Source organism: Dactylosporangium sp. NPDC000521 (genome assembly GCF_042898305.1).
GTDB lineage: Bacteria > Actinomycetota > Actinomycetes > Mycobacteriales > Micromonosporaceae > Dactylosporangium.
Genome location: NZ_JBIAYW010000019.1, coordinates 37,678 through 62,749, shown reverse-complemented (window position 1 = coordinate 62,749; position 25,072 = coordinate 37,678). Strand labels below are relative to the sequence as shown.

The following is a 25,072-nucleotide window of genomic DNA, read 5'->3' as shown; positions in this document are numbered from 1 at the left end:
GTACGAACGCCTCACCGGCATGTCAATCGACCCGGCCCCCGCCGTGGGCGCCGCCGGGCGGGGCTGTGAAACTTCCATCGTGGCTGTTCCGGATGCGCAGTTCCTCGCGATGGTGGACCGGCTCGCCGAGGTCGAGCGGTCCCACGCCGCGGATTACACGTCGTTCAGCGTGCGCGGCAAGCGGTTCGGCTATTACTGGCCCCGCACGCACACGACCGGCCTGAAGCAGACGGTCTCGGAGCAGATCGCCCTTGTCGCGGAGCGCCCCGACGTGTTCGAGGTGCAGTTCACCTCCGGCGGTTTCGGCTGGGTCGTCGTGTACCTGGAGCGCATCGACGCCGACGAGCTGGCCGAACTGCTCTACGAGGCATGGCAGCTGTCCGCCCCCGAGTCGCTCGTCGAGGAACACCCGCTGCGCTTGTAGGCTCGGGGCATGTCCCTCACCGCGGAGTTCGAGCAGGCCCAGATCGACGTCAAGCAGCTCGACCAGCGCCCCGGCAACGACGTCCTGCTGCGGCTCTACGCCCTCTACAAGCAGGGCACCCACGGCGACGCCACCGGCAAGCGCCCCGGCGTCTTCGACATGGTCGGCCGCGCCAAGTACGACGCCTGGCAATCCCTGGCCGGCACCGCCCAGGAGGACGCCCAGCGCCAGTACGTCGCCCTGGTCGCCACCTTGCGCTCCTGACGCCGGCACCGCCTTCTGAGAGCGCTCTCTTGACGGGAGTCCCCGGGCTTTATAGGTTCGACCTAGGTCAATCTGTTAAGTAACCGTACGGACTCCGCCAAGTCCTCGGGAGGCCACATGCACGTGAATCTCAAGGCTCGCACCCTGGTCATGCTGGGTGCGACCGTCCTGACGTTCCTCACCGCGGTCGCGGTGCGGGACGCCGCCAGCAACCCGGCCGCCGCCGCCATCGGAGGGCTCACCTGGTCCGACGAGTTCGACGGCGCGGCCGGCAGCGCACCCAACGCCAGCAAGTGGAAGTACGACGTCGGCGGGGGTGGCTGGGGCAACAACGAGCAGCAGTACTACACCACCAGCACGAGCAACGCGGCCCTCAACGGCGCCGGGCAGCTCGTGATCACCGCCCGCCGGGAGAACCCGGCGAACTACCAGTGTCACTACGGCACATGCCAGTACACGTCGGCCCGGCTGCTGACCGCGGACCGGTTCACCCAGGCGTACGGCCGCTTCGAGTCCCGCATGAAGATCCCGCGGGGCCAGGGCATCTGGCCGGCGTTCTGGATGCTCGGCGCCGACATCGGCAGCAACCCGTGGCCGAACAGCGGCGAGATCGACATCATGGAGAACATCGGCAAGGAGCCGAACACCGTCCACGGCACGATCCACGGCCCGGGCTACTCCGGTGCCGAGGGCATCGGCGCGCCGTACTCGATCGGGGCGCCGTTCGCGGACGCGTTCCACACGTTCGCGGTCGAGTGGGAGCCGAACGTCCTGCGCTGGTACGTCGACGGCAACCTGTACCAGACCCGGACCCCCGCGGATCTGGGCGGTGACCGGTGGGTGTTCGACCACCCGTTCTTCATGCTGCTGAACCTCGCGGTCGGCGGCTACTGGCCCGGCTACCCGGACGGCACCACCCAGTTCCCGCAGACGCTCACGGTCGACTACGTGCGGGTCTACGGGTACAGCGGCGGCGGTGGCGGCGGGAGCACCGGTCCGATCATCGGCAACGGCAGCAACCGGTGCATCGACGTGCCCAGCTCCAACACGGCCGACGGCAACCGGCTGCAGATCTGGGACTGCAACGGCACCGGCGCGCAGCAGTGGACGATCAACGCCGACGGCTCGATCCGCGCGCTCGGCAAGTGCATGGACGTCTCCGGCGGCTCCACCGCCAACGGGGCGGCCGTGCAGCTGTGGACCTGCAACGGCACCGGCGCGCAGAAGTTCACGCTCAACGCCGCGGGCGACCTGGTGAACATCCAGGCCAACAAGTGCGTCGACGTGCAGAACGCGGCCACCGCCAGCGGCTCCAAGCTGCAGCTGTGGACCTGCACCGGCGCCGCCAACCAGAAGTGGCACCGCTGACCGGGTAGGTCAGGTCCGGCGCCACCGCAGCACCTCGAGGGCTGCTCCCACGCTCACCACGTTTTCGGACAGTGGGCGGGGGAGCAGCTCGTCGGCGCGGGCCAGGCGGCGCAGCACGGTGTTGCGGTGGGTGTACAGCCGCTCCGCGGCCCGGGTGGCGCTGCACTGCTCCCGCACATAGGTGAGGACCGTCTCGTGGGTGGCCGCGTCGGCGTGCAGGAGGTCGCCGAGCGTGTCGGCCAGGAACTCGTCCGCCTGCGTCGGCTCGGCCGTGAGCAGCGCGACGAGCTGCACGTCCTCGTAGCGGGCGACCTGCTGCGGCGACGTGAGCCGGGTCAGCATCCGCTGCACCGCCGCCGCGTCCAGGTGGCTGCGGCGGAAGCCGGCGACATCCGTGCCCGGCCGGCCCAGGGCGACCCGCACCCCGGGGTGGCCCGGCAGCGACGGCAACGGCGCGGTCCGGGAGGGGAACCAGACCCACAGCGCGGCCGTCCCGGCCACCACGGTCAGGCGGTGCGTGGCGCCGGCTGCCCGCATCACCGTCTCCGCGGCGCCCTCCAGGTGCTCGGTCGCGCCCCACACGATCGCGGCCGTGTGCGGACCGGCCAGGCCGTACCCCAGCTGCGCCTCGGCCCGGGACCGGCTGATCGGCGCGCCCTCCAGCAGCAGCGTCACCGCCGCCCGGCGCTCCGCCGACGCGCCCCGGGTGAGCTCGGCCCGCTCCGCCTCCATCCGCCGCGACACGGCGGCGACGGTGTCGTCGATGAACGTGGCGATCGACAGCGCCGACGCGTCGAGCAGTTCCCGCAGCCGCACCGGGTCGGAGGTCAGCTCGAAGCAGATCTCCATCCACCGCCGCCAGGCGACGCTCTGCGCCGTGCGGTACGCGTCCAGCCCGCGCTCGTCGAGCCCGCGGCGCACCATGTCCCGGGCCGCGTCGAGGGCCTCGGCGCCGGTGTTCGCCGGCACGCGCCGCCCCGGATGCTGCACGTTCTGCGCCGCCCAGTGCAGCAGGTTGGCGAGGTTGGCCCGCTTCGTCGCCTCCGCGAGGACCGGGTCGGCGGCGACCGGCCGCATCCTGTCCCCGCCGAGCGCCGCCGCGTGCAGCTCCTCGATCCAGTCCGCCCGCGGGTCGAGGGCGATCTCCGCGCCGCGCCGGAACAGCTCCGCGACCTCAGGAGACAGCACCGGCCACGGCACCGACGCAGCGTTGTGCACCATCCGGCGAGTATTCCGGTGCAGTTTGGACTGGCGCAAGGCGCCTCCGAGGGCGCATCGTCGTCCACATGAGCACGAGTCCCCCCGATCCCAGCGAGCACCTCGACGTCGTCATCGTCGGGGCGGGCATCTCCGGCATCGGGGCGGGGCGCTACCTCACCACGCGGCTGCCGGGCAGGACGTTCGCGATCCTGGAGGCCCGGGCCGCGTCCGGCGGCACGTGGGACCTGTTCCGCTACCCCGGCATCCGGTCCGACTCCGACCTGCACACGTTCGGCTACGAGTTCAAGCCGTGGCGGGACGAGGAGTCCATCGCCTCCGCTCCCCGGATCCTGCGGTACGTGCGGGAGACCGCCACCGAGAACGGCCTCGACGCGCACATCCGCTACCACCACAAGGTGCACGGCGCGGCGTGGTCGAGCGAGGAGGCCCGCTGGATCCTCGACGTCGAGCGCACCGACACCGGTTCGCGGACGCGGATGACCGCCAGCTGGCTGTTCTGCGCCGGCGGCTACTACCGGTACGACAGCGGCCACACCCCGCACTTCGAGGGCCGCGAACGGTTCGCGGGCCCGATCGTGCACCCGCAGCAGTGGCCCGAGGACCTGGACTACGCCGGCAAGCACGTCGTCGTCATCGGCAGCGGCGCCACCGCCGTCACGCTGGTGCCCGCCATGGCCGCCGACGCCGCCCACGTGACGATGCTGCAGCGCACGCCGTCGTACGTGATGCCGGTGCCGAAGAAGGACCCCCTCGCCAACGCGCTGCGCCGGTGGCTGGGCGACGAGCGCGGCTACCGGGCGGCGCGCCGCAAGAACATCGCCCAGCAGCGCGCGGTCTGGCGCTTCTGCCAGAAGTACCCCCGGCTCGCCCGGCGGATCATCCGGCGGATCAACGTCAAGCAGCTGCCGCCCGGGTACCCCGTCGACGAGCACTTCAACCCGCCCTACGGCCCGTGGGACCAGCGGCTGTGCGCGGTGCCCGACGGCGACCTGTTCAGGGCGATCCGCCGCGGCACGGCCAGCGTCGTCACCGACCGGATCGCCACCTTCACCGAGCGCGGCGTGCTGCTGGAATCCGGGCGTGAGCTGGCGGCGGACATCATCGTCACCGCGACCGGCCTGCGGGTCCAGGCGCTCGGCGGGCTGGCGCTCACCGTCGACGGCGCGCCGGTGCACCTGCCGGACACCGTCGCGTACAAGGGCATGATGCTGTCCGGGGTGCCGAACCTCGCCTTCGCGATCGGGTACACCAACTCGTCGTGGACGCTGAAGGTCGGGCTGCTGTGCGAGCACTTCTGCCGGCTCCTCGCGTACATGGACGCCCACGGCCACGACGTCTGCCGCCCCACGGTCGGCGACCCGGCGATGCCGACCCGGCCGTTCCTCGACTTCGCCGCCGGCTACATCCAGCGTGTCGTGGACCAGCTGCCCCGGCAGGGGGACCGCATGCCGTGGCTGACCTCCATGGACTACCACTCCGACGTGAAGCTGCTGCGCGACGGCCGCGTCGACGACCCCGCCCTGCACTTCTCGAAGGCACCCACGAAGGTGGCAGCATGACCGAAGACAGGTTCGCCGAGCTTTCCGGCGGGACGAGGATCTGCTACCGGGTCGAAGGGCCGCAGGACGGGCCGGCGCTGCTGCTCGTCGCCGGGCTCGGGCTGGACCTCACGTCGTGGCCGCGGCGGATGGTCGACGGGTTCACCGGGCGCGGGCTGCGGGTGATCCGGCTCGACAACCGCGACACCGGCCGCTCCACGCGCGTCAGGGCCCGCCCGCCGGGCATGCTGCGGCAGCTGCTCGCCCGGCCCGTGCCCGGCGCGTACGACCTCGGCGACATGGCCGCCGACGTGGACGGGCTCCTCGGCCACCTCGGCGCCGGCCCGGTGCACGTGCTCGGCATGTCGATGGGCGGGATGATCGCGCAGACCCTCGCCGCCCGCCACCCGCACCGGGTCGCCACGCTCACCTCGGTCTTCTCCACCACCGGCGACCGGCGGGTCGGGCAGCCGGCCCGCTCGACGCTGCTGCGGATGGCGAAGCGGCCGGCCCGCACCGTCGACGAGGCCGTCGACCGGCACCTGTCGCTGCTGCGCCACATCGGCTCCACCACCGACTTCCCGCCCGACGAGGCGCTCGAACGCGCGTGGGTCACCGGCGTGTGGGACCGCGCCGAGGGGCGGCCCAACCCGGCGGGCGTCGCCCGGCAGATCGGCGCCATCCAGGCCTCCGGCGACCGCACCGCGGAGCTGCGCTCGATCACCGCCCCGACGCTCGTCATCCACGGCGACACCGACCGCATGGTGCACCCCAGCGGCGGCCGGGCGACCGCCGCCGCGATCCCCGGCGCCCGGCACGTCGAGATCGCCGGCATGCGCCACCACTTCGCCCCCGGCGTCATCGACCGCGTCGTCGACCTGACCGCCGACCACATCACCACCACGGCAGGGGTCCGCGAATGAGCAGAGTCTCCGGCAGAGTCTCCGGCAAGGTCGCCGTCGTCACCGGCGCGGGCTCCGGCATCGGCCGGCAGCTCGCCGCCGAGCTCGCCCGGCGCGGCGCGCGGCTCGCCGTCAGCGACGTCGACGAGGCCGGGCTCGCCGCCACCGTCGAGGAGGTCAAGGCGCTCGGCGCCGAGGTGCACGCGGCGCCGCTCGACGTCAGCGACCGCGCCGCGGTGCTCGCCCACGCCGCCGCCGTCGCCGCCCGCTTCGGCGTGGTGCACCAGGTGTACAACAACGCCGGCGTCGCGGGCGGCGGGCGCAGCGTCCTGGACAGCGACTGGGCCGCGTACGAGCGGACCATCACCGTCGACCTGTTCGGCGTCATCCACGGCACCAAGGCGTTCCTGCCGCACCTGATCGCCTCCGGTGACGGCCACGTCGTCAACGTCTCCAGCCTCAACGGGATCATGGCGCAGCCGGCGCTCAGCGACTACTGCGCCGCCAAGTTCGGCGTGCGCGGCTTCACCGAGGCGCTGCGAGGCGAGCTGCTCGCCGCCGGGCACCCGGTCCGCGTCAGCGTCGTGCACCCCGGCGGGGTCCGCACCAACATCGCCACCGCCGCCCTGGCGCACGCCCGCGGCCAGGGCGCCGACGTCACCGCCCGCGACGAGGCCCGCACCCGCCTCTACAACGAGAAGCTGCTGACGATGCCCGCCGACCGGGCCGCCCGCATCATCGTCGACGGCGTCGAGGCGGGCCGCCCGCGGATCCTCGTCGGCAACGACGCCAGGTCCGCCGACCTCCTCGTGCGGTGGTTGCCGCGCTGGTACCCGAAGCTGACCGCCCGGCTGGAGCGTCGCCTTTCCGCCACCACCTGACCAGCTCGTCGAAGACGAACGGCTTCGTGGTTGCGCCGGGGTGGGAGAGTGCGGGGGTGCACGAGATCGCCACCTGGCTGCGGGACCTGCCCACCGGCTGGATCGTTGCCCTGGCCCTGGCCGAGAACGCGGCACTGGTCGGGGTCACCGCCCTGCTCGGGCACTGGGCGCTGAAGCTGCCCGGCGCGCACCGGGTCACCCCGCCGCCGGGCCCCGTCAGCCGCCTCGAGCTGGCGCTGGTCGCCGTCGCGACGGTCCTCAACGCGGCGGTCACCGTCGCCGGCTGGTGGCTGTGGCGCGCCGGGATCATCACGTTCACGCTGCCGCTCACCTGGCGGGCGCTGCCGGACCTCGCGGTGCTGCTGCTGGCCATGGACGTGTTCCTGTACGTCAGCCACGCGACCGTGCACGTGCGGTGGCTGTTTCCGCTCGCCCACCGGCTGCACCACGTCTTCGCCGACCCGCGGCCGATCACCTTGTTCGCGCTGCACCCGGTGGAGGTGGCCGGGTTCGGCGGGGCGTGGCTGGCGATCCTCGCCGTGCACCCGTTCTCGGCGTGGGCGGTCGCCGCGTACACCCTGGTCAACCTGCTCTTCGGGATCCTCGGGCACCTCGGGGTGGAGCCGCTGCCGCCGCGGGTGCGGGCCTCCGCGGTCTTCAAGTGGGTCGCCACCCCGGCCATGCACGTGGGGCACCACGCGGCCCCGCGGTACAACCTCGGCTTCTACTCCACCGTGTGGGACCGCCTCTTCGGCACGCTCGAACCCGGCTACGACGCGCGCCGCACGGGCGCCCTGCCCGAAGCCATTGAGCCTGTAGGCGACACAACCGGCATCAGCATCCCGACAGCGCCGTCCGCTGGATGATCCAGAATAGGTGGACCACCCCCCCCGAGACGGAAGAAGTGCGAATAACCATGCGGGCCACCCGATCCATCGTTGCCGCCACGACCTTGCTGCTCCTCGGCGCTGGGCTCGCCGGTTGCTCGTCGCAGTCCGACGACCTGGAGAAGCAGCTGACCAAGGCCGGCTACACGAACGTGTCCGCCGAGGCCGACTACGACAGCGTGTACGACAAGAAAAAGAAGAAGAACGTCAAGAAGCTCGACGACTACGAGGCCGACGCGAAGGCCGGCTCCTGCAGCGTGGAGATCGAGCAGGACTCCGGCGACGACGACTACGTCATCGAGACCGTGAACGGCAAGGACGTCAACTTCACCAACCTCACCGCCAGCGCCCTCATCGCCGAGCTCGCCAAGCAGAACATCAGGTGCTGACGTAGCATCAGCGCCTGCGGCGCTCGCGGGGTCCCGCCTCGGCCGTCTTGTACGTGACCAGCGGGACCGTGGTCGCCACCGGGGTGGCCAGGCCGTGCGCCTCCAGGTCGCCGATCACCTGCTCGATGCGCTTGTACGCGGTCGGCGCCTCCTCGAAGAGCAGCTGCCGGTCGCCGCACACGACCAGCGAGCCGACCGGCGTGCGGCGCAGCTCCTCGACGGTGTGCTTGGCCTTGCCGCGGCGCAGCGCGTCGGCCCGGGACATCTTGCGGCCGGCGCCGTGCGCCACCGAGTGGTTCGCCTCGGCGCCGGCGTGCGCGGCGACGAGGTACGACGGGGTGCCGCGGGTGCCGGCGACCAGCACGTCCCGCCCGTCGCCCGGCGCGGCGCCCTTGCGGTGCAGGTAGCCGCCGTCGCGGACCTCGGCGAGGTTGTGGCACTGGTCGACGACCGGCTCGGAGAGCTGCGCGCCGAGGGCGTCGGCGACCCGGGCCGCGAGCAGCCGCCGGTTGAGCGAGCCCCAGCGCACCGCGTCGTCGTGCGCCGCCAGGTACGCGGCCGGGTCGGCGGCCGGTCCGGCGCCGTGGACCTCGGTGTGCGCGCGCAGGATCCGCTCGCCGAAGCCGCGGGAGCCGCTGTGCACGACGAGCACGAGGTCGCCGGCGGCGAGCCCGAGCCGGGCGGCGTGCGCCTCGTCGAGGACGGTGCCGACCTTCGCCAGCTCCACGAAGTGGTTGCCGCGGCCGACGGTGCCGAGCCCTTCGACGTGACCACCGGGGATCTCCCCGTCGACGAGGTCGGGGTCGAGCGGGACGTCCAGGTCGGGGAACTTCGCGGCCAGCTTCTCCGGCACGGCCCGCTTCAGGCCGATCGGGAACACGGCGATGCCGCAGCCGATGTCGGAGCCGACGAGCAGCGGGTACAACACCGTCGACGCCATCGCGGCGCCGATCGGCGCACCCTTGCCGGGGTGCAGGTCGGGCATGCCGGCGACGTGGAGCATGCCGTCGAGCGCGGCGACCTGGTGGCACTGCGCGACGGCGTCGGACTCGATCCAGCTGCCGGGGCCGGCGAACACGGTGACGGTGGCGGACATGGTCCTCGCTTCAGCGGGAGGAGGGGCATGGCAACACGGGGAGTCCGTCAGCGCGTCATGCCGTCCATGATCGTTGGAGTCCGCCGGCCGCGGCAACTGGTTTTCGGCGCACCAGTCACACCAGTCGCTCCTACGGCACCTGGTCGACCGTGCCCCGCGGGGTCGACGCGTTGCACCGGCGGATCCTGGCCGCGGTCAGCCGCGAGCCGGCGACGAGCCCGTACCGGCGCACCGCCTCCATGCCGTAGTTGCTGCACGTCGGGATCTGCCGGCACCGCGTCGGCAGGTGCGGCGAGAGCCACCGCTGGTAGCCGCGGATGGCCACCATGCCGGCCCGCCCCGGCGCGCTGGCCCGGCGCAGCGGCTTGCGCGTCGGCGCGCTGACCGCCATCGTGCTGAGCAGCATCGTGCCCAGCATGAAGTTGCAGTCGCACCCGGGCACGTCGCACCCGTCGCAGCCCGGGATGTCACACCCGCTGAAGGCGTCGCACCCGTCGTACCACCGAGACTTCCGCTGGCCCTCGTTCTCCGTCTCCACGGGCGGCATTGTTTCGTGCCCCCGCAACGTTGATCAAGCCTGCTGTCCGCTGTCCGTCGTTCCGGACAGCGGACAGCAGGCAGCGGACGGCCTGGGGGTCAGCGGCTGTGCAGGTGGGGCAGGTGCAGCTCGGCCGGCTCCGGGGGCAGGTCCTTGACGCCGGTGGCGACGGCCTGCTCGTGGCGGCGGTGCGCCGAGGGCAGGGCGAGGGAGGCGACGACCGCGAGGACGGCGACGCCGGCGCAGACCCAGAAGCCGGCGGTGAAGGCGGCGTCGGCCGGCAGCCCGCGCGGGGTGCTCTTGGACGTGATGACGGCGGCCACGACGGCGGTGCCGATGCTGCTGCCGATGGTGCGGGCGATGGTGTTGACGCTGCTGGCCTCGCCGGTCTGGGCGGCCGGGACGCTCTCGATGATGGCGTTGGACATGGCGGCGAAGGACAGGCCGATGCCGGCGCCGGTGAGGACGCCCGAGGCGAGCACCTGCCAGACGGCGCCGTGGGCGACGGCCGGGAGGGCGAAGGCGGCGACGACCGCGGCGGCGCCGAGGAACAACGGGACCTTGGGGCCGAAGCGGCGGTTGAGCAGGCCGGCGATCGGGCCGAAGACGACCATCATGAGGACCGTCGGCAGCAGGAAGAGGCCGGACTCCGACACCGACTTGCCGAAGCCGTAGCCGGTGGCGGCGGGCAGCTGCAACAGGGTTGGCACGAGCAGGAACGTGCCGAACATCGCGAAGCCGAGGATCAGGGCGACGAGGTCGGTGGCCCAGACGCCGCGGATCGACATCAGGCGCATGTCGACGAGGGGTTCCCGCACCCGCAGCTCGACCAGCACGAAGCCCACGAGGGTGACGACGCCGAGCGCGAGCAGGCCGGTCGTCTTGCCGTCGGTCCAGCCCCACGACTGGCCCTTGCTGATCGCGAGCAGCAGCGACACCAGCGACACGGACAGGATCCCGGCGCCGAGCACGTCGAGGCGGCCCGGGGTGCGCACCGGCGACTCCGGCATCCCGAAGATCGCACCGAGCAGCGCCACCACGACCAGCACCAGCGGCAGCCAGAACAGCCAGTGCCAGGACAGGTGCTCGACGATCGGGCCGGCACCGACGATGCCGACGCCGGCGCCGACGCCGAAGATCGCCGACAGCAGGCCGACGGTGACGGCGACCTTCTCGCGGGGGAGCTCGTCGCGGACGATGCCGATGGACAGCGGCAGGATCGCGCCGGCGGCGCCCTGCATGGCGCGGGCGACGATGAGCACCGCGAGGTTCGGGGCGAGCGCCGCGAGCAGGGTGCCGGCGGCGAGCACGGCCAGGACGCCGATGAGGACGCGGCGCTTGCCGGCCATGTCGCCGAGGCGGCCGAGGATCGGGGTCAGCACGGAGGCCGACAGCAGGTAGGCGGTGAGGATCCAGCTGATGTCCGCGGTCGAGGCGTTCAGGTCGCGGGCGATGGTCGACATCGCGGGCGCCACCAGCGACTGGAGCACCGCGAAGGCCAGGCCGCCCAGCGACAGGTAGACCACCAGCAGCGTGCTGTTGGCGTGCCGGGCGGTGGCCGGCGGTTCCAGGGTTCGCGTCATGAGGTCCTCGCGGAGCTATGTAAACGATTGCTGACTTGCCAAGTATGGGCGGCCGGTGGGCTAAGTCAACAATCGTTTACGTCACACCGGGCGGCGTCTACCCTGGTGGCGTGACGACCAGGAACGGCCAGGATGCGGCAGGGGTGCGCCGCCGGGACGCCGCCGGGACCCGGCGGCTGCTCCTCGACGCGGCTCGCCGCCGGTTCGCCGCGGACGGCTACGCCGCCGCCACCGTGCGGGACATCGCCACCGACGCGGGTGTCAACGTCGCGCTCATCAACCGGTACTTCACGTCGAAGGAAGGCCTGTTCGAGGCCTGCCTGGCGGGGGTCGGCGACGAGCTCGGCCGCACCGTCGGCGACGTGACGCTGGAGCGGATCCCGCACGACATCGCGGCCCGCCTCGCCGGCCCGCACGCCGCCCAGCACCGCACCCAGCTGCTCCTGCTGCTGCGGTCCTCCGGCGACGAGAAAGCGGAGGCGATCCGGGTGGACATCCTGCGCCGCTTCGCCGAGAAGCTGGCGACGGCCGCCGGCCGGCAGTCCGACGACGCCGGCATCCTGCGGGCCCAGCTGGCCCTGGCCGCGTCCATCGGCATCGCGCTGCTGCGCGCCTCGACGGCCCTCGAGCCGCTCGCCTCCGCCGGGCAGGACGACCTCGCCGGGCCGTTCACCGACATGTTCACGGCACTCCTGGCACAGCCCGGCACCTGAGTGTGCCACTTTGGCACACACAAGCTTGCTGGTGTGCCATGCGTGTGCCATAGTGGTGCCATGGACCTGAACTCGTATGTGGCCAACCTCGGACGTGAGTTCGCCACCCTCGCCGAAGCCGGCGGGGAGGAGGCGCGTGCGGTGGTCGAGCGGCTGACCGGACCGCTCGAGTCGGCGATCCGCATGACGCTCCTCGAGGCGCTGTCCGCCGCCGCCGACGAGATCACCCTCGACCTCGCGCCCGGCTCGGTGGAGCTGCGGCTGCGCGGTCGCGACCCGAACTTCGTCGTGACCCTGCCGCCCGCCCCGGCGGCCGCCGCCGAGGGCGCCGCCATGCCGGAGACGACGGCGAGCGAGCCGTCGTTCGGCGAGGACGGCCCGGCCGCGCGGATCAACGTCCGGCTGCCCGAGCAGCTCAAGGCCGCGATCGAGGAGGCCGCCGCGAAGGAGGGCCGCTCGGTCAACGCCTGGCTGAGCCGGGCCGCCGCCGCGGCGCTCCAGCGCGCCGAGCCGCGCGCCGAGCCCGTCGCCGGCGCGCAGCAGTCCAGGCAGGCGTTCACCGGCTGGGTGCGCTAGCCCGCACCGTTCCTCCTCACCACCCTTCTCACCACCGTTCCGCGGCCGTGAGCTGCGGAAACGACTCACCGACCCATGAAGTGGGGACCACCATGCCTGAATTCACCACCCCAGAATCGATCTCCGTCACTGTTGAGCTGGGCGTCGGCGACGTGCGGATCGTCGCGAGCGACCGCACCGACACCGTCGTCGAGGTCCGCCCGAGCAACGCCGCCGACGAGTCCGACGTGCAGGCCGCGAAGCACGTCCGGGTCGACTTCACCGACGGCGTGCTCCGGGTGACCGGGCCGAGGTCGCGGCTGTTCGACTTCTCCCGCAGGACCCGGTCGGTCGACGTGTCGATCGAGCTGCCCAGCGGGTCGCAGGTGGCCACCGAGCTCCAGGTCGGCGGCGTGCGCAGCGACGGCCGGCTCGGCGAGTGCCGGGTGCGGACCGGCGCCGGCAACGTCTCGCTCGCGGACACCGGCCCGCTGCGCCTGGACACGGCGGCCGGGCACGTCACCGTCGCCGGGGTCGCCGGCAACGCCGAGATCCACACCGGCTCCGGCAAGGTCCGCGTCGGCGACGTGCGGGGCACCGCCGTGGTCCGGAACTCCAACGGCGACACGACGCTCGCGGCCGTCGCGGGTGATGTACGGGTGCGCAACGCCAACGGTGACATCGCCGTCGAGCGGGCCGGTGCGGGCGTCGACGCGAAGACCTCCAACGGCGCCATCCGCCTCGGCGAGATCGCGCGCGGCTCGGTCGTCCTCGGCACCGCCATGGGGGACCTGGAGATCGGGATCGCCGAGGGCACCGCCGCCTGGCTCGACGTCACCACCGGCTTCGGCCGCGTGCACAACCTGCTCGACGGCGCCACGAAGCCCGAGCCCACCGACGAGACCGTCGAGGTCCGCGGCCGCACCTCGTACGGCGACATCACCGTCCGCCGCTCGTGACCCAGTGATCAGTGGAGGAGGTTCCATGTTCGACAGATGGGGCACGTTCGTCGTCCGGCGCGCCTGGTGGGTCATCGCCGGCTGGCTCGTGGGCGCGGCGCTGATCATCGGCCTGCTGCCCAGCCTCTCCGACATCACCAGCGGCGACCAGGGCAGCTTCCTGCCCGGCAGCTACGAGTCCGTGCAGGCGATCGAGCTCGCCAGGACCGCGTTCCCGGAGCAGGCGACGTCCACCGCGATCGTCGTGGTGAAGCGCGCCGACGGCGGGCCGCTGACCGCCGCCGACGAGACCCGGGTCGGCGCGCTCGCCACCGCGATCGACGGCGCGCACATCGCCGGGATCGGCACGGCGCAGACCGGCCCGCAGGCCGTCGCGCCCAACCGCTTGGTGCAGCTGGTCACCGTGCCGATCACCGCCGCCCTGACCGACGCGCAGGGGCAGCTGGATGCGGTGACCAGGACCCGCGACGTGATCAAGGCCGACCTCGCCGGCACCGGGCTCAGCGCCGGCGTCGCCGGGCAGGTGGCTCAGGTCGCCGACAACAACGACACGTTCAACACCGCGTTCGCGGTCGTCGGCGCCGCCACGTTCGCGCTGATCATCGTGCTGATCCTCATCATCTTCCGCAGCCCGGTCGCCGCGCTGCTGCCGATCGTCGTCATCAGCGTGGTGCTGCAGGTCTCGTCGAAGCTGATCGCGGCCGCCGGCAAGGCGTTCGGCTTCGCCGTCGACCAGAGCCTGCAGACGCTGCTGCTGATCGTCCTGTACGGCATCGGCACCGACTACCTGCTGTTCCTGCTCTTCCGGTACCGCGAACGGCTGCGGGCCGGCGAGGACAGGAAGACCGCGATGGTGCACGCCGTCGCCCGGGTCGGTGAGGTCATCACCTCGGCCGCGGCCGCCGTCATCGTCGCCTTCCTGGTGCTGCTGCTGGCGAGCTTCGGCGGCTTCGGCTCGCTCGGCCCGGCGCTCGCCATCGCCGTCTTCGTCATGCTGGTCACCGGCCTGACCCTGATCCCGGCCCTGGTGAGCCTGATCGGCCCGGCGACGTTCTGGCCGTCGAAGGCGTGGCGGCGCGAGCCGAAGGGCACCGCGTTCCCGCGGATCGGCGCGGCGCTCGGCCGGCGGCCCGCGGTCGCGGCGGCCGCCTCCGGCGCGGTGCTGGTCGCGCTCGCCGGCGGGGTCCTGCTGTACAAGGCGGACTACGACTTCGCGGCGGGCTTCCCGAGCACCACCGAGTCGGCGCGGGCCGCCGCCGACCTGGAGCGCGGCTTCCCGCAGGGCGCGCTGGACCCGACCGAGGCGTACCTCACCACCGGCGACGGCAGCGCGCTCACCCCCGCGCAGCTCGACCAGTTCGGTGCGGCCGCCGCCAAGGTGCCCGGGGTCGGCGGCGTCCAGCCACCGGTCACCGCGGCCGGTGGGGCCGTGGCCCGCTTCGCCCTGCTGCTGGCGGTGAACCCGGCGTCCAACGAGGCGATCGACCTGGTCCACGACCACCTGCGCGCCGACCTGCACGCCGTCGCACCGCCCGGCACCAGGGTCCTCGTCGGCGGCACCACGGCGATCTACGCGGACATCGACGCGGCCAACACCCGCGACCTGTCGGTGATCCTGCCCGTCGCGGCGCTGCTCATCGCGGCCATCCTCGGCCTGCTGCTGCGCAGCGTCGTCGCGCCGGTCTACCTGGTGGTCGCGGTGCTGCTCAACTTCGCCGCCACCCTCGGCGCCGCGATCTACCTGTTCCAGGGACTCGCCGGCCGGCCAGGGGTGACGTTCCAGCTGCCGATCGTGCTGTACCTGTTCGTCCTCGCGATCGGCACCGACTACAACATCCTGATGATCGCCCGCCTGCGGGAGGAGGCGCGGGCCGGCAACGCGCCCCGGGCCGCCGCGGCGCTCGCCGTCCGGCACGCCGGCCCGTCCGTCGCCGCGGCCGGCCTGATCCTCGCCGGCACGTTCGCGGTCCTCGCCCTCGCCCCGGTGTCGTTCCTGCGGCAGATCGGGTTCTCGGTGGCGGCCGGCATCCTGCTGTCGGCGTTCGTGATGTCGATGTTCCTGGTGCCGGCGCTGACCGCGCTGCTCGGGCACGCCGCCTGGTGGCCGGGCCACGGCGACGCCGCCCGGACCGGCGTCGACCTCGGCAAGCCCCGGGAGGCCGCCGCCCCGACGCGCTGACCCGGCTCGCGCTCCGTGACCCGGAAGCCGTGATCCGGAGGCCGTGATCCGGAAAGATCTGGTGCACTCCTGGGTGCGCAAGGTCTTTCCGGATCATCGGGCCGGGGGTGTCAGTCGTCGTCGACGGCGACGCCGTGCAGGGTGGCGAGCTCGGCGAGGCCGTGGTCGTAACCCTGCCCGATCGCGCGCAGCCGCCACCGGCCGTCGCGCCGGTAGATGGTGGCGAGCAGCAGGCTGCGCTCGGTGGTGGCCGCGTCGAGGGTGGCGCGCGCGTGGGTGGTGCCGTCGCCGGTCCGCGCGACGAACTCGACCGGTCCGAGATCCCCGAACGTGTGCGTGCCGGTGATGGCGGCGGCGAGCACGATCCGGCTGACGTCCTCGGGGATCCGGCCGAGCCGGACGTCGACGAGCGCCTCGTGCGGCACGTCGAGGGTCAGCTCCACCGACCCGTCCGCCGCGGCGGGCTGGTTGTAGAAGACGAAGTCGGCGTCGGCGCGGACCTGCTCGTCCTGGTCGGTGAGGAACGCGACCACGTCCACCTCGGCGCCCGCGCCCGCCGGCCAGCTGACGGCGACCGTCCAGTCCTCGACGTCGCCGGGCAGGTCGATGACGGCGCCCCGGGACAGGACCACCGCCGCGGCGGCCGGCGGCTCGACCGCCGCCGTGCCGGGGGCGCCGGCGGCCGGCTCGGCCACCGCGGCGTCAGCGGCGGCCGGCGGTTCGAGGGCGGCCGGGGTGCGGACGGGCAGGCCGAGGGCGGTGACGGTGGCCCAGCGGCGGTCGTTGCCCGCGCCCGGCAGGGCGACGACGTCGGTGACCCGGGCCGTCAGGTTCACCGCCGCGATCCCGCCGAGTTCGGCGATCCGGTCGCGGACCCCGGCGGCGTCGGCGTGGGTGCCGCCCAGGACGAGCAGGCACCGCCCGGTGAGCGGCCCGGCCGGTGCGGCGGCCCGCTGCGACGGCACCCCTGCCCGCGGCTGGCTCGGCTCCTTCGGCGTGCCGGGCTCGACCTCCGCCAGGAGCTCGGCGAACGTGGCCTCGGAGACGACCGGCACGGCGTACATGGCGGCCGCGCGCAGCTTCGAGGTCGTGGCGGTCGCGTCGTTGGTGACGAGCAGGCCCGTCTTGCCGCTGACGGTGTTCATCACGTCGAGCCCCGCGTCGGTCGCGCGGGCGGCCAGGGCGTCCCGGGCCGTCGCGGTGCTGCCGGTGATCGCGACCTTCGCGCCCTGGATCAGCCGCCGGCCCGGCGTCCACCTGCCCGGCCACGCCCACGGGCAGGCGGGCCTCGGCAGGCGGGCCGGGTAGACGCGGCCGGTGTCCGCGGCGTCGCAGGCGCTGAGCGGCAGCTCGACCGCGAGGGAGTCCGCGGCGGCGAGGCTGTGCCGGAGGATCTCGGCGAGGACCCGGGTGTCGTCCTCGGCGTCGTGCGGCCGGGCCTGCGTCACGCCCCAGTGCGCGGCCAGCGCCGCCAGGGACAGGCTCGCGGTCGGCAGGTCGAGGCGGCGGCTCAGCGCGAGCGTGCACAGCCGCTGGCTGACCGGGAGGCGGTGCACGGCCCGGTGCGCCTCCGCGGCCAGGAACTTCCAGTCGAACGCGGCGTTGTGCGCGACCAGCACCCGGCCGTCGAGCAGCCGCGCGAGCCGGCCGACGACCGCGTCGAAGCGGGGCGCGCCGGCGAGGCGCTCGCGCGTGATCCCGTGGACGTGCACCGGGCCGGGGTCGCACCCGGGGTCGACCAGCGTCGACCAGACCTCCCCGGGTGTCCCGTCGGACTCCATCTGCGCGACGGCGATCTGCAGCACCCGGTCGCTGGGCGCGTGCAGGCCGGTCGTCTCCACGTCGACGACGGCGTACCGCAGCGGGTACCGCGTCGCCGCGCTGGCCGGCAGGGTCAGCATGACCGTCACGAGGATTCCTTCCTGAGGGCGGGAGGCGATTCTGAGCGCACCGCGCCGCGGAACCGGGGCGCACCGCACGGCGTGTCGCCGACCCGCGCCGAACGGTGGCCGGTCCGCGGGCGGAACGGTCACCCGCCACGCCCCGAACGGCGGTGGCGGTGGCGACGGCATGCGTTACCGTGCGGGAGGTGCAGAACGAGATCGTCGCGGTCACCGTCTATCCCCGGCAGGCTCGCGTCACCCGGCGCGGCCAGGCCACCCTCGAGGCCGGCGAGCAGCTCGTCGAGATCGGCCCGCTGCCCATGGGCATGGACGCCGACTCGATCCGGGTCAGCGGGCGCGGCCCGGCGACCGTCCTCGGCGTCGACGTGGTGCTCAAGCGTCACGCCGAGCCGTCCGACGCCACCGTGACGGCCGTCGAGGAGGAGCGGCGAACGCTCGAGGACGAGATGGCCGAGATCTCGGACGCCGAGACGGTCCTGCGGCAGCGGCAGGCGTTCCTGACGACCCTCGGCGAGCGGGCCAGCGGCGCGTACGCGCGGGGCCTCGCCACCGGCACCGCCGCCGCGGAGACGGTCACCGCGTTCACCGCCACGATGGGCGGCGAGCTGTCGTCGGTCCTGGCCGGCCTCCGCGACCTGCAGCGCCGGCGCTCCCGGGCCGTCGACCGGATCGCCGCCCTGGACCGGCAGCTGCTGGACCTGTCCGGCAAGCGGGAGCCGGACGCGCGCTACGCGGTCGTCGCGCTCGCCGTGTCGGCGGCCGGCCCGGTCCAGCTGGACGTGTCGTACCAGGTGCCCGACGCCGGCTGGCGCTCCTCCTACGACGTGCGGCTCACCGGCGAGACGCTGCGCCTGACCTGGTTCGGCCTGGTCGAGCAGCACACCGGCGAGGACTGGCCGGAGTGCGAGCTGGCGCTGTCGACGGCCCGCCCGTCCGGCGTCGTCGCGATCCCCGAGCTGCAGCCCTGGTACCTGGACCTGCTGGTGCCGCCACCGCCGCCGATGCCGCCGATGCAGTCGTTCGCGGCCTACGGCGCCGCACCCGGTGCCGCACCCGTGGCCGCGATGGCGCCGGCGCCCCGCGCGATGGCGAAGGAGCAGTTCGACGGGTTCGCGGAGGTCGAGGTCGCGCAGGCCAGGGTCGAGGAGGGGCCGGTCGCGGCCACCTACCGCCCGGCCCGCGCGGTCCCGGTGCCCGCCAACGGCACCACGTCCCGCGCGACGGTGCTGGTGCTCGACCTCGGCAGCCAGCTCGACCACGTCGTCGCGCCGTCGCGGTCCACCGACGTGCACCTCCGGGCGAACGTGACCAACACGTCGCAGCACACGCTGCCGCCCGGGCAGGCGGCCGTGTTCCACGAGGCCGACTTCGTCAGCAAGACCGCCCTGTCGACCTGGGCGCCCGGCGAGGAGCTGGAGCTGGCGCTCGGCCTCGACGACCGGGTCCGGGTGGAGCGGGAGCTGACCCGCCGCACCGCGACCAAGGCGACGCTGGGCTCCGCCCGGCGCCGCGAGGTCGAATACCGCACCACCGTCGGCAACTACACCGGCCGCCCGGTGCGGATCACCGTGCTCGACCAGCTGCCGGTCAGCCGCCACGACACGATCTCCGTCAGGGAGACCGTGCTGGAGCCGCCGCCGGCGGAGCGCACCGACCTCGGCGTGCTCACCTGGCGCCTGGTCGTCCCCGAGGGGCAGAGCCAGGCGGTGCGGCTCGGCTACCGCGTCGAGACCGCCAAGGGTGTCGAGCTGTCGGGCTGGCGCGAGTAGCGACGGAGAGCGCGTAAGGAGCCGTCGATGTACAGTCCTCTGGGTGGTCACTTCGATGACTTCCACGCCGGATCTGCGCGCCTACGACTTCCGGTACAAGCGCAACGTCGATGAGCTGCGCTTCTGCTATGTCCTGAACCCGGCCTCCCCGCACAGTGAATGGGCACTGCGGGAGATCATCCAGCCGGCGTTCCGCGCGCTGCACCGGGAGTACGGCGTGACCGCCGAGCCCATCGCCTACGGTGAGCTGCCGCAGGAGCGGCCCGGTAGCGTCACGTACGTCGTCTACGGGCCGACGAACCCGCTGCTGATGCCGCCCGAGGAGCAGCACTACCTCGCGGCGCTCGCCGCGACCGGCGCCCGGACCAACATCATCTCGGCGTACCCGCTGACCGAGACGAACGACGACGGGCCCGACTACGCCCTGGCCCGCACCGTCGTGCCGCGGCTGTGCGACGCCCTCGACATCAACGCGATCTACCCCGACCACCTCGACCTGGTCCGGGGGCTGCGCACCAACACGTGGCAGGACGTGCACGTCAACGCGATCGGCGAGACGGTCCGGGTCAAGTACGAGCCGACGCAGAGCGTCGACCCGGGTGACCTGGCCATGCTCGACCGGATGCGGGTGCGGCACGCCGGGGAGATCGCGGCGCTGGCCCGTATCCACCGCGACCACCACCTGTGGCAGCGCAAGCCCTACACCGACGGCTCGATCATGTTCACGCACGACGGGCACTGGCTCGTCTCGCAGACCGTCACGGACAAGACGCGGATGACCGCCGCCGACTACGACCTGATCACCTCGTTCGACGAGGGGGCGCAGAGCCTCACCTACGCGGGGGAGCGCCTGCCGAGCTCCGACGCGCCCGAGTTCCTGATGCTGAGCAGCCTGCTGGCCATGCACGACCGGCGGCCGCGGCTCATCGTGCACTTCCACCACCGGGAGCTGACCCGCGGCCGGCGCCACCGCGGGCTCGTCTCCGACGCGCGGATCGAATGCGGCCGCTTCGCCGCGGGCCGGCACTTCTTCCGGGAGCTGCGGCAGAAGTCGTCGAACTGGTTCATCATCCGCGAGCACGGCATGGTGTGGACCGGCGACTCGGTCGCGGAGTTCGACGACTACGTCCGCTCCGTCGTGTCGGCCACGACCTGACGGCGGCGGTGCTGAGCACCGGGGTCGCCGCCCTTCACCACCGCCGGGGCGTCACGAGCGCTCCGGCACCGCCTCCGCCTCCGGCACCGCCTCCGCCTCCGGCACCCGCCTCCGCCTCCGCCTCCGCCTCCGGCACCGCCTCCGCCACCGGCTCCGTCCGGGTCGCCGCCGTGACCTCGTGACGGCGGGCCAGGAACAGCACCGGCAGCGCCACCACCTGCAGCAGGCCGCCCAGCACGAACGAGGCCGGGTAGCCCCACAGGTCGGCGGCCCGGCCCAGGCCCGGCTGGGTCACCACGCCGCCGGTGCTGGCGACGAGCGAGTCGAACGACAGCACCGTCGCCCGCCGCTGCGACGGCAGCAGGCCGTTGAGGTACGCCTGCCGCGACGGCAGGACCGCCGCGGACACCATGCTGTACAGCGCGAGGAGGGCGATCGCGAGCGGTACACCGGCCGCCAGCCCGAACCCGGCGAGCAGGGCGCCGTTGAGCACCACCCCGGCGACGACCACCGACATGCGCCACCGGAACAGCGACCGGCACGCCATCGCGAGCAGGCCCCCGACGGTCTGGGCCGCCGCGTTGGCGGCCGCCGCGATCCCGAGCAGGCCGTAGGCGTGCTTGTTGCCCGCGAGCTGCAGCAGGTAGGGCTTCATGGTGAACGCGACGTAGTAGCTGACCCCGGTGGCGACCACCGAGCCGAGCATCACCCAGCGCACCGCCGGCCGTCCCCAGCCGTGCCGCACCGACTCGGTCAGCACCCGCCGCACGTCCTTCACCGGCCCGCTTCCCCGCCGGGGCGTGAACCCGATGTCGTGCATGACCCGCCACGCGACCCCGGTGAGCGTCAGCAGCAGCGCCGCCCGGACGAGGAACGGGACGCCGACGTCGGTCGCCTGCGCCACGTACGCGCCGCCGAGCGAACCGGCGAGGGTGCCGATCCCGGCCACCACCTGCGCCCGCGCGAACACCTGCTCCAGCCGGCCCTCGTACCGCAGGTGGTGCAGCGCGTCGACCAGCCACGCCTCGGTGGCGCCGGAGAAGAACGTGAAGCCGACCGCGAGGGCGACCGACACCCCCGCCCACGCCCACACCCCGGCGTGCAGGCGCCAGGCCAGCCAGTACAGCAGCGTCGTGACCGTCAGGGAGCCGCCGCCCAGCAGGTACGACGCCCGCCGTCCCCACGTGTCGGCGATCGACCCGGTGGGGATCTCGAACACGGCGTAGCCGAGCGTGAAGCACGCGTTGGCGGCGAGCGCCTCGGTGTTGCTCAGCCCCGCCTCGAACAGCAGCAGCGAGTTGATGGCCCAGATGAACGTGACGGCGAGGGTGTTGAGCAGCACCAGTGTGAGATAGATGCGTCGCACGTGGCGGCTCGTCACAGCCATGGCGCCAGCTTACGGTCTGAACTGAACTCCATCTATTTGTAGGTCTGTCGATGAAGGGTGGTCCAACAGTGAAGGTGAGCGTGGTCCTGCCGTGAAGGTGAGTGTGGTGCTGCCCTGCTACAACGCCGGGCCGGCGCTCGGCCGGTGCCTGGACTCGCTGCGGCGGCAGGACCTCGGCGGGCACGCCCTGGAGGTGGTGGTCGTCGACGACGGTTCGACCGACGGCACGGCGCGGCTCGCCGAGCGGTCCACCTGCGATCTCGTCTACCTGCACAAGCCGCGGACGGCGGCCTCCGGCCGTTCGGCGGCGCGCAACACCGGCATCCGCCACGCCACCGGCGACCTGGTCGTCATGATCGACCCGGATCACGTCTTCCCGCCGGACTTCCTCGCCCGGCACGTCCGCCACCACGAGCGGCGCGCCGACCTGGTCGTCGCCGGCCCGCGGCACCGCCTCGGCGAGGGTGAGGCGGGCCTGGAGGAGTTCCTGCGGGACCGGTCGTTCGCGAGGATGCCGGCCGAGGTCCGCGACGTGCGGGTCTGGGTCCTCGCGCGGCTCGGGGCGGAGCTGGACGCCCTGGCGTCCTGCTGGCTCTACGCGTTCAGCTGCAACCTGTCGGTGCGGCGTGAGCACCTTCTCGCGGTCGGCGGGTTCGACGAGGGGTTCACCGGCTGGGGGCTGGAGGACTCGGAGCTGGGCTACCGGCTGCGCCGCCACGGGCTCGCGTTCGTCTTCGAGCCGGACGCGGTGCTGTACACGTGGGAGCGCGGCGGGATGACGGCGCGGCGGTACGCGGACTGGCGCCGCAACCTCGCCCGCTTCACCGCGAAACACCCCGGGGCCGACGTGGCGGCGCTGCGCCTCCTCGACGACAACCTCAACCCGGACGTCACCGTGCGGGACGGTGTCGGCCGCTACGTCGACCTCGAGCACGCCGTCCGGGCGGCAGCGCCACGGTGATGTCCGGCGAGCCCTTCCAGTCCACAATGCGGAACGTCATTCCGTAGCATGGAACGCAGTCAAGATCCGAGCGTCGCTTGGCTAGAGTCGTGGCCATGGGGAGTGAGTGGGGAACGCCTTCGGCCGCGGACACGCCGGCGGATCCGGCGGCCGGCCGGGCGGCGGACACGGCGGCCGGCACGGCGGCGGACGCGTGGCGGGACACCGTGGACGACATGTGGCGCGACGCCGCGGCTGAGACCCGACGGGCCGCGGAAGCCGACTCGTGGCGGGGTGCCGAGGCCGCCCCGAAGCATGACGGCGGGGCCGACGGCTGGCGTGACGCGGAGGCGGGCTCGTGGCGGGGTGCCGAGGCCGCCCCGAAGCATGACGGCGGGGCGGACGGTTGGCGTGACGCGGAGGCGGGCTCGTGGCGGGGTGCCGAGGCCGGCGTGGAGCATGACGGCGGGGCGGACGGTTGGCGTGACGCGGAGGCGGGCTCGTGGCGGGGTGCCGCGGCCGGTGCGGAGCATGACGGCGCGGGGAGAGGCGCCGGGGGTGGCGAGGAGCCGGGCGCGGAGGAGGGCGGCGACGGCTGGCAGCCGCGGTCGCGGGTCGGTGCGGTGGTGGCGGCGCTGCTCAACGGTGACCACGACGCGGCCGAGCAGGTCGCCGACGAGCCGCAGGAGCACGACAAGCGCGCCGACAAGGACCCCGAGGTCCTGGCCGCCGCGATCCGGCTCGCCGTGTGCAGCCTGTTCGACGAGGACACCCCGCCCGACGCGATCGCCGACTACGTCGCGGTGATGGCCCGCGACGTCGAGGTCGACCAGGACGCGGCGGTGGCGCTCATCCGCGCCCAGCTCGGCCACGGGGACGAGATCGGCGCGTTCCCGGAGCAGGTGGTCATCGACACCACGTGGTCGGTGTTCGGGTACCTGTGCGAGCGGCGCCTCGGGCGGGAGGACTCCCTGGAGCTGATCGCGCAGGCCGAGGCGGAGACGCTGTAGCGGCCGGTCAGCCATCAGTCACCGAACGGCGGATCTCAATACTCCGTGCACTGTGCCAACATCAACTTCCGTGGATGCTGAGACGCGGATCGTCGTGCGGTTCGAGGGGCCCGGTGCCGGTGCCGGCCCCCTCGCCTGGGGACAGCGGCAGGTGTGGGCGGCGATGGTCGAGATCGACTCGTCGATGAGCATGGGCGGTGCGATGCCCGCGACCGGCGGGCGGACCGCCGAGGACTACGCGGCGGAGCTGCGCTTCTTCATGTGCCGCTACGCGGCGATGCGGACGCTGCTGCGCTTCGCGGACGACGGCACGGTGACCCAGGAGGTGTTCGGCTCCGGCGAGACCGCACTGCTGGTCCTCGACGTGACCGGCGACGACGACCCGGCGGCGGTCGCCGAGGCCCTCGCCGCGCGGTGGCGGGAGCGCAAGTTCGACTACGAGCACGAGTGGCCGCTGCGCATGGGCGTGGTCCGCCACCGCGGCGCCGTCACGCACGTGGTGGCGCTGATGTGCCACATCGCCGCCGACCTCGGCGGGGTCGCCGTGATGATGCGGGAGCTGGCCGGGCGGGACCCGGTCACCGGCGAGCCGGCCGGGCCCTACGAGGCGCCGCAGCCGCTCGACCTGGTCCGCCTGCAGCAGGAGCCGGCGATGACCCGGCAGACCGCCGCGGCGATGCGCTACTGGGAGTCGCACCTGCGCGGCATCCCGGCGTCGATGTTCGACGCCCCCGTCGACCGGGGGACGCCGGAGTACTGCCGGCTGCGGTGGCGGTCCCGCGCGATGCACCTGGCCGCCGAGGCGGTGTCGGCCCGGCTCGGCGCCGACCCGGCGTGGGTGCTGCTCGCCGCGTTCGCCGCCGGCCTCGAACGGCTGCGGCCCGGCACCGGCCCGTTCGTCGCGATCAACATCATCAGCAACCGCTTCCGGCCGGCGCTGCGCGACGTGGTCAGCCCGATCACCCAGGACGGGCTGTGCGTCCTGGACGTCGCCGGGGTGAGCCCCGACGAGGCGATCGCCCGGGCCCGGACGGCGTCGATGAGCGCCTCGAAATACGCCTACTACGACCCGGCGGCCCGCGCGGCGCTCACCGAGCGGGTCAGCCGGGAGCGCGGCGAGGAGCTCGACCTCACCTGCATCTACAACGACCGGCGCACTCCCCGGCCGGCCGGGCCGGCGTCGCCGGTGCCCGCCGACACGCGGATCCTGTCGGAGGAGCCGCTGCGGTCCCTGGGGCCGAAGCTCATGATCGTCGTCGAGGACGTGCCGGACGTGGTCCAGCTGACCGTCGACGTCAAGACCCGGTTCCTGTCCCTGCCGGACCTGCGGGCGCTGCTGCACGAGATGGAGGCGTTCGTCGTGGAGGCCGCCGGCCAGCCGGTGGCGTAATCCGCGCGCGAACGGGCAC

Annotated in this window: 23 protein-coding genes; 17 read left to right on the top strand and 6 right to left on the bottom strand. The window is 73.3% G+C overall.

The genetic code is table 11. The features are described from left to right. Positions 1-79 precede the first annotated feature (79 nt). The 3 genes from ACFY3L_RS41570 to ACFY3L_RS41560 all read left to right on the top strand — a co-directional run bounded on the left by ACFY3L_RS41570 (position 80) and on the right by ACFY3L_RS41560 (position 2,056). A complete protein-coding gene (locus tag ACFY3L_RS41570; protein WP_389337734.1) occupies positions 80-424 on the top strand; it encodes an MmcQ/YjbR family DNA-binding protein in 345 nt (114 codons plus the stop codon). Between the two features lie 9 nt (positions 425-433). After that, positions 434-688 carry an acyl-CoA-binding protein gene (locus ACFY3L_RS41565; protein ID WP_389337731.1) on the top strand — a complete coding sequence of 85 codons (255 nt, stop codon included), beginning with the start codon at positions 434-436 and terminating at the stop codon, positions 686-688. A 117-nt stretch (positions 689-805) separates the two neighbouring features. Beyond that, complete coding sequence (locus ACFY3L_RS41560; protein ID WP_389337728.1) at positions 806-2,056, top strand: ricin-type beta-trefoil lectin domain protein; 1,251 nt, start codon at positions 806-808, stop codon at positions 2,054-2,056. 9 nt (positions 2,057-2,065) lie between these two features. Here ACFY3L_RS41560 and ACFY3L_RS41555 read toward each other — a convergent pair whose 3' ends face one another. After that, on the bottom strand, positions 2,066-3,277 hold the full coding sequence (locus ACFY3L_RS41555; RefSeq protein WP_389337725.1) for a PucR family transcriptional regulator: 1,212 nt from the start codon (positions 3,275-3,277) through the stop codon (positions 2,066-2,068). A gap of 65 nt (positions 3,278-3,342) precedes the next feature. On the opposite strand from ACFY3L_RS41555, the gene ACFY3L_RS41550 reads away from it, so the two are divergent. Genes ACFY3L_RS41550 through ACFY3L_RS41530 form a run of 5 tightly spaced genes read left to right on the top strand, consistent with a single transcriptional unit; the run spans position 3,343 to position 7,874 of the window. Next, positions 3,343-4,836: a flavin-containing monooxygenase gene (locus ACFY3L_RS41550; protein ID WP_389337722.1), complete on the top strand. Its 1,494-nt coding sequence runs from the start codon at positions 3,343-3,345 to the stop codon at positions 4,834-4,836. After that, positions 4,833-5,738, top strand: coding sequence for an alpha/beta fold hydrolase (locus ACFY3L_RS41545; protein ID WP_389337719.1), 906 nt, complete (start codon positions 4,833-4,835; stop codon positions 5,736-5,738). The genes ACFY3L_RS41550 and ACFY3L_RS41545 overlap by 4 nt, the downstream gene beginning before the upstream one ends. Beyond that, positions 5,735-6,598, top strand: a complete 864-nt coding sequence (locus ACFY3L_RS41540; protein WP_389337716.1) for an SDR family NAD(P)-dependent oxidoreductase — start codon at positions 5,735-5,737, stop codon at positions 6,596-6,598. Before ACFY3L_RS41545 ends, ACFY3L_RS41540 begins: the two co-directional genes overlap by 4 nt. A 56-nt stretch (positions 6,599-6,654) precedes the next feature. Continuing rightward, positions 6,655-7,464, top strand: a complete 810-nt coding sequence (locus ACFY3L_RS41535; protein ID WP_389337713.1) for a sterol desaturase family protein — start codon at positions 6,655-6,657, stop codon at positions 7,462-7,464. A gap of 50 nt (positions 7,465-7,514) precedes the next feature. Then, positions 7,515-7,874: a hypothetical protein gene (locus tag ACFY3L_RS41530; protein ID WP_389337710.1), complete on the top strand. Its 360-nt coding sequence runs from the start codon at positions 7,515-7,517 to the stop codon at positions 7,872-7,874. A 7-nt stretch (positions 7,875-7,881) separates the two neighbouring features. On the opposite strand, the gene ACFY3L_RS41525 is transcribed toward ACFY3L_RS41530, so the two are convergent. From ACFY3L_RS41525 to ACFY3L_RS41515, 3 genes are all read right to left on the bottom strand, one after another. Beyond that, positions 7,882-8,970, bottom strand: coding sequence for an RNA ligase RtcB family protein (locus ACFY3L_RS41525; protein ID WP_389337707.1), 1,089 nt, complete (start codon positions 8,968-8,970; stop codon positions 7,882-7,884). Between the two features lie 130 nt (positions 8,971-9,100). Continuing rightward, complete coding sequence (yidD, locus tag ACFY3L_RS41520) at positions 9,101-9,508, bottom strand: membrane protein insertion efficiency factor YidD (protein WP_389337704.1); 408 nt, start codon at positions 9,506-9,508, stop codon at positions 9,101-9,103. A 98-nt stretch (positions 9,509-9,606) separates the two neighbouring features. After that, positions 9,607-11,091 carry an MFS transporter gene (locus ACFY3L_RS41515; RefSeq protein WP_389337701.1) on the bottom strand — a complete coding sequence of 495 codons (1,485 nt, stop codon included), beginning with the start codon at positions 11,089-11,091 and terminating at the stop codon, positions 9,607-9,609. Positions 11,092-11,201: 110 nt separating this feature from the next. Here ACFY3L_RS41515 and ACFY3L_RS41510 point away from each other — a divergent pair, with 110 nt between their 5' ends. From ACFY3L_RS41510 to ACFY3L_RS41495, 4 genes are all read left to right on the top strand, one after another. Further along, a complete protein-coding gene (locus tag ACFY3L_RS41510) occupies positions 11,202-11,804 on the top strand; it encodes a TetR family transcriptional regulator (protein ID WP_389337698.1) in 603 nt (200 codons plus the stop codon). A gap of 60 nt (positions 11,805-11,864) precedes the next feature. Beyond that, complete coding sequence (locus tag ACFY3L_RS41505; protein ID WP_389337695.1) at positions 11,865-12,380, top strand: toxin-antitoxin system HicB family antitoxin; 516 nt, start codon at positions 11,865-11,867, stop codon at positions 12,378-12,380. A 92-nt stretch (positions 12,381-12,472) separates the two neighbouring features. Next, on the top strand, positions 12,473-13,318 hold the full coding sequence (locus tag ACFY3L_RS41500) for a DUF4097 domain-containing protein (RefSeq protein ID WP_389337692.1): 846 nt from the start codon (positions 12,473-12,475) through the stop codon (positions 13,316-13,318). 25 nt (positions 13,319-13,343) lie between these two features. Then, positions 13,344-15,497: an MMPL family transporter gene (locus tag ACFY3L_RS41495; RefSeq protein WP_389337689.1), complete on the top strand. Its 2,154-nt coding sequence runs from the start codon at positions 13,344-13,346 to the stop codon at positions 15,495-15,497. 110 nt (positions 15,498-15,607) lie between these two features. Here ACFY3L_RS41495 and ACFY3L_RS41490 read toward each other — a convergent pair whose 3' ends face one another. Continuing rightward, positions 15,608-17,398, bottom strand: a complete 1,791-nt coding sequence (locus tag ACFY3L_RS41490) for a TerD family protein (protein WP_389338040.1) — start codon at positions 17,396-17,398, stop codon at positions 15,608-15,610. Between the two features lie 188 nt (positions 17,399-17,586). On the opposite strand from ACFY3L_RS41490, the gene ACFY3L_RS41485 reads away from it, so the two are divergent. Together ACFY3L_RS41485 and ACFY3L_RS41480 are read left to right on the top strand one after the other, a co-directional pair. After that, entirely contained in the window at positions 17,587-19,170 is a 1,584-nt protein-coding gene (locus tag ACFY3L_RS41485) for a DUF4139 domain-containing protein (protein ID WP_389337686.1), read from the top strand. 43 nt (positions 19,171-19,213) lie between these two features. Continuing rightward, complete coding sequence (locus tag ACFY3L_RS41480; RefSeq protein WP_389337683.1) at positions 19,214-20,326, top strand: hypothetical protein; 1,113 nt, start codon at positions 19,214-19,216, stop codon at positions 20,324-20,326. A gap of 34 nt (positions 20,327-20,360) precedes the next feature. Here ACFY3L_RS41480 and ACFY3L_RS41475 read toward each other — a convergent pair whose 3' ends face one another. After that, complete coding sequence (locus ACFY3L_RS41475; RefSeq protein WP_389337680.1) at positions 20,361-21,713, bottom strand: MFS transporter; 1,353 nt, start codon at positions 21,711-21,713, stop codon at positions 20,361-20,363. A gap of 91 nt (positions 21,714-21,804) precedes the next feature. On the opposite strand from ACFY3L_RS41475, the gene ACFY3L_RS41470 reads away from it, so the two are divergent. From ACFY3L_RS41470 to ACFY3L_RS41460, 3 genes are all read left to right on the top strand, one after another. Continuing rightward, complete coding sequence (locus tag ACFY3L_RS41470) at positions 21,805-22,674, top strand: glycosyltransferase family 2 protein (protein ID WP_389337677.1); 870 nt, start codon at positions 21,805-21,807, stop codon at positions 22,672-22,674. 95 nt (positions 22,675-22,769) lie between these two features. Continuing rightward, on the top strand, positions 22,770-23,663 hold the full coding sequence (locus tag ACFY3L_RS41465; protein ID WP_389337674.1) for a hypothetical protein: 894 nt from the start codon (positions 22,770-22,772) through the stop codon (positions 23,661-23,663). A 70-nt stretch (positions 23,664-23,733) separates the two neighbouring features. Then, positions 23,734-25,053: a condensation domain-containing protein gene (locus ACFY3L_RS41460; protein WP_389337671.1), complete on the top strand. Its 1,320-nt coding sequence runs from the start codon at positions 23,734-23,736 to the stop codon at positions 25,051-25,053. Positions 25,054-25,072 lie beyond the last annotated feature (19 nt).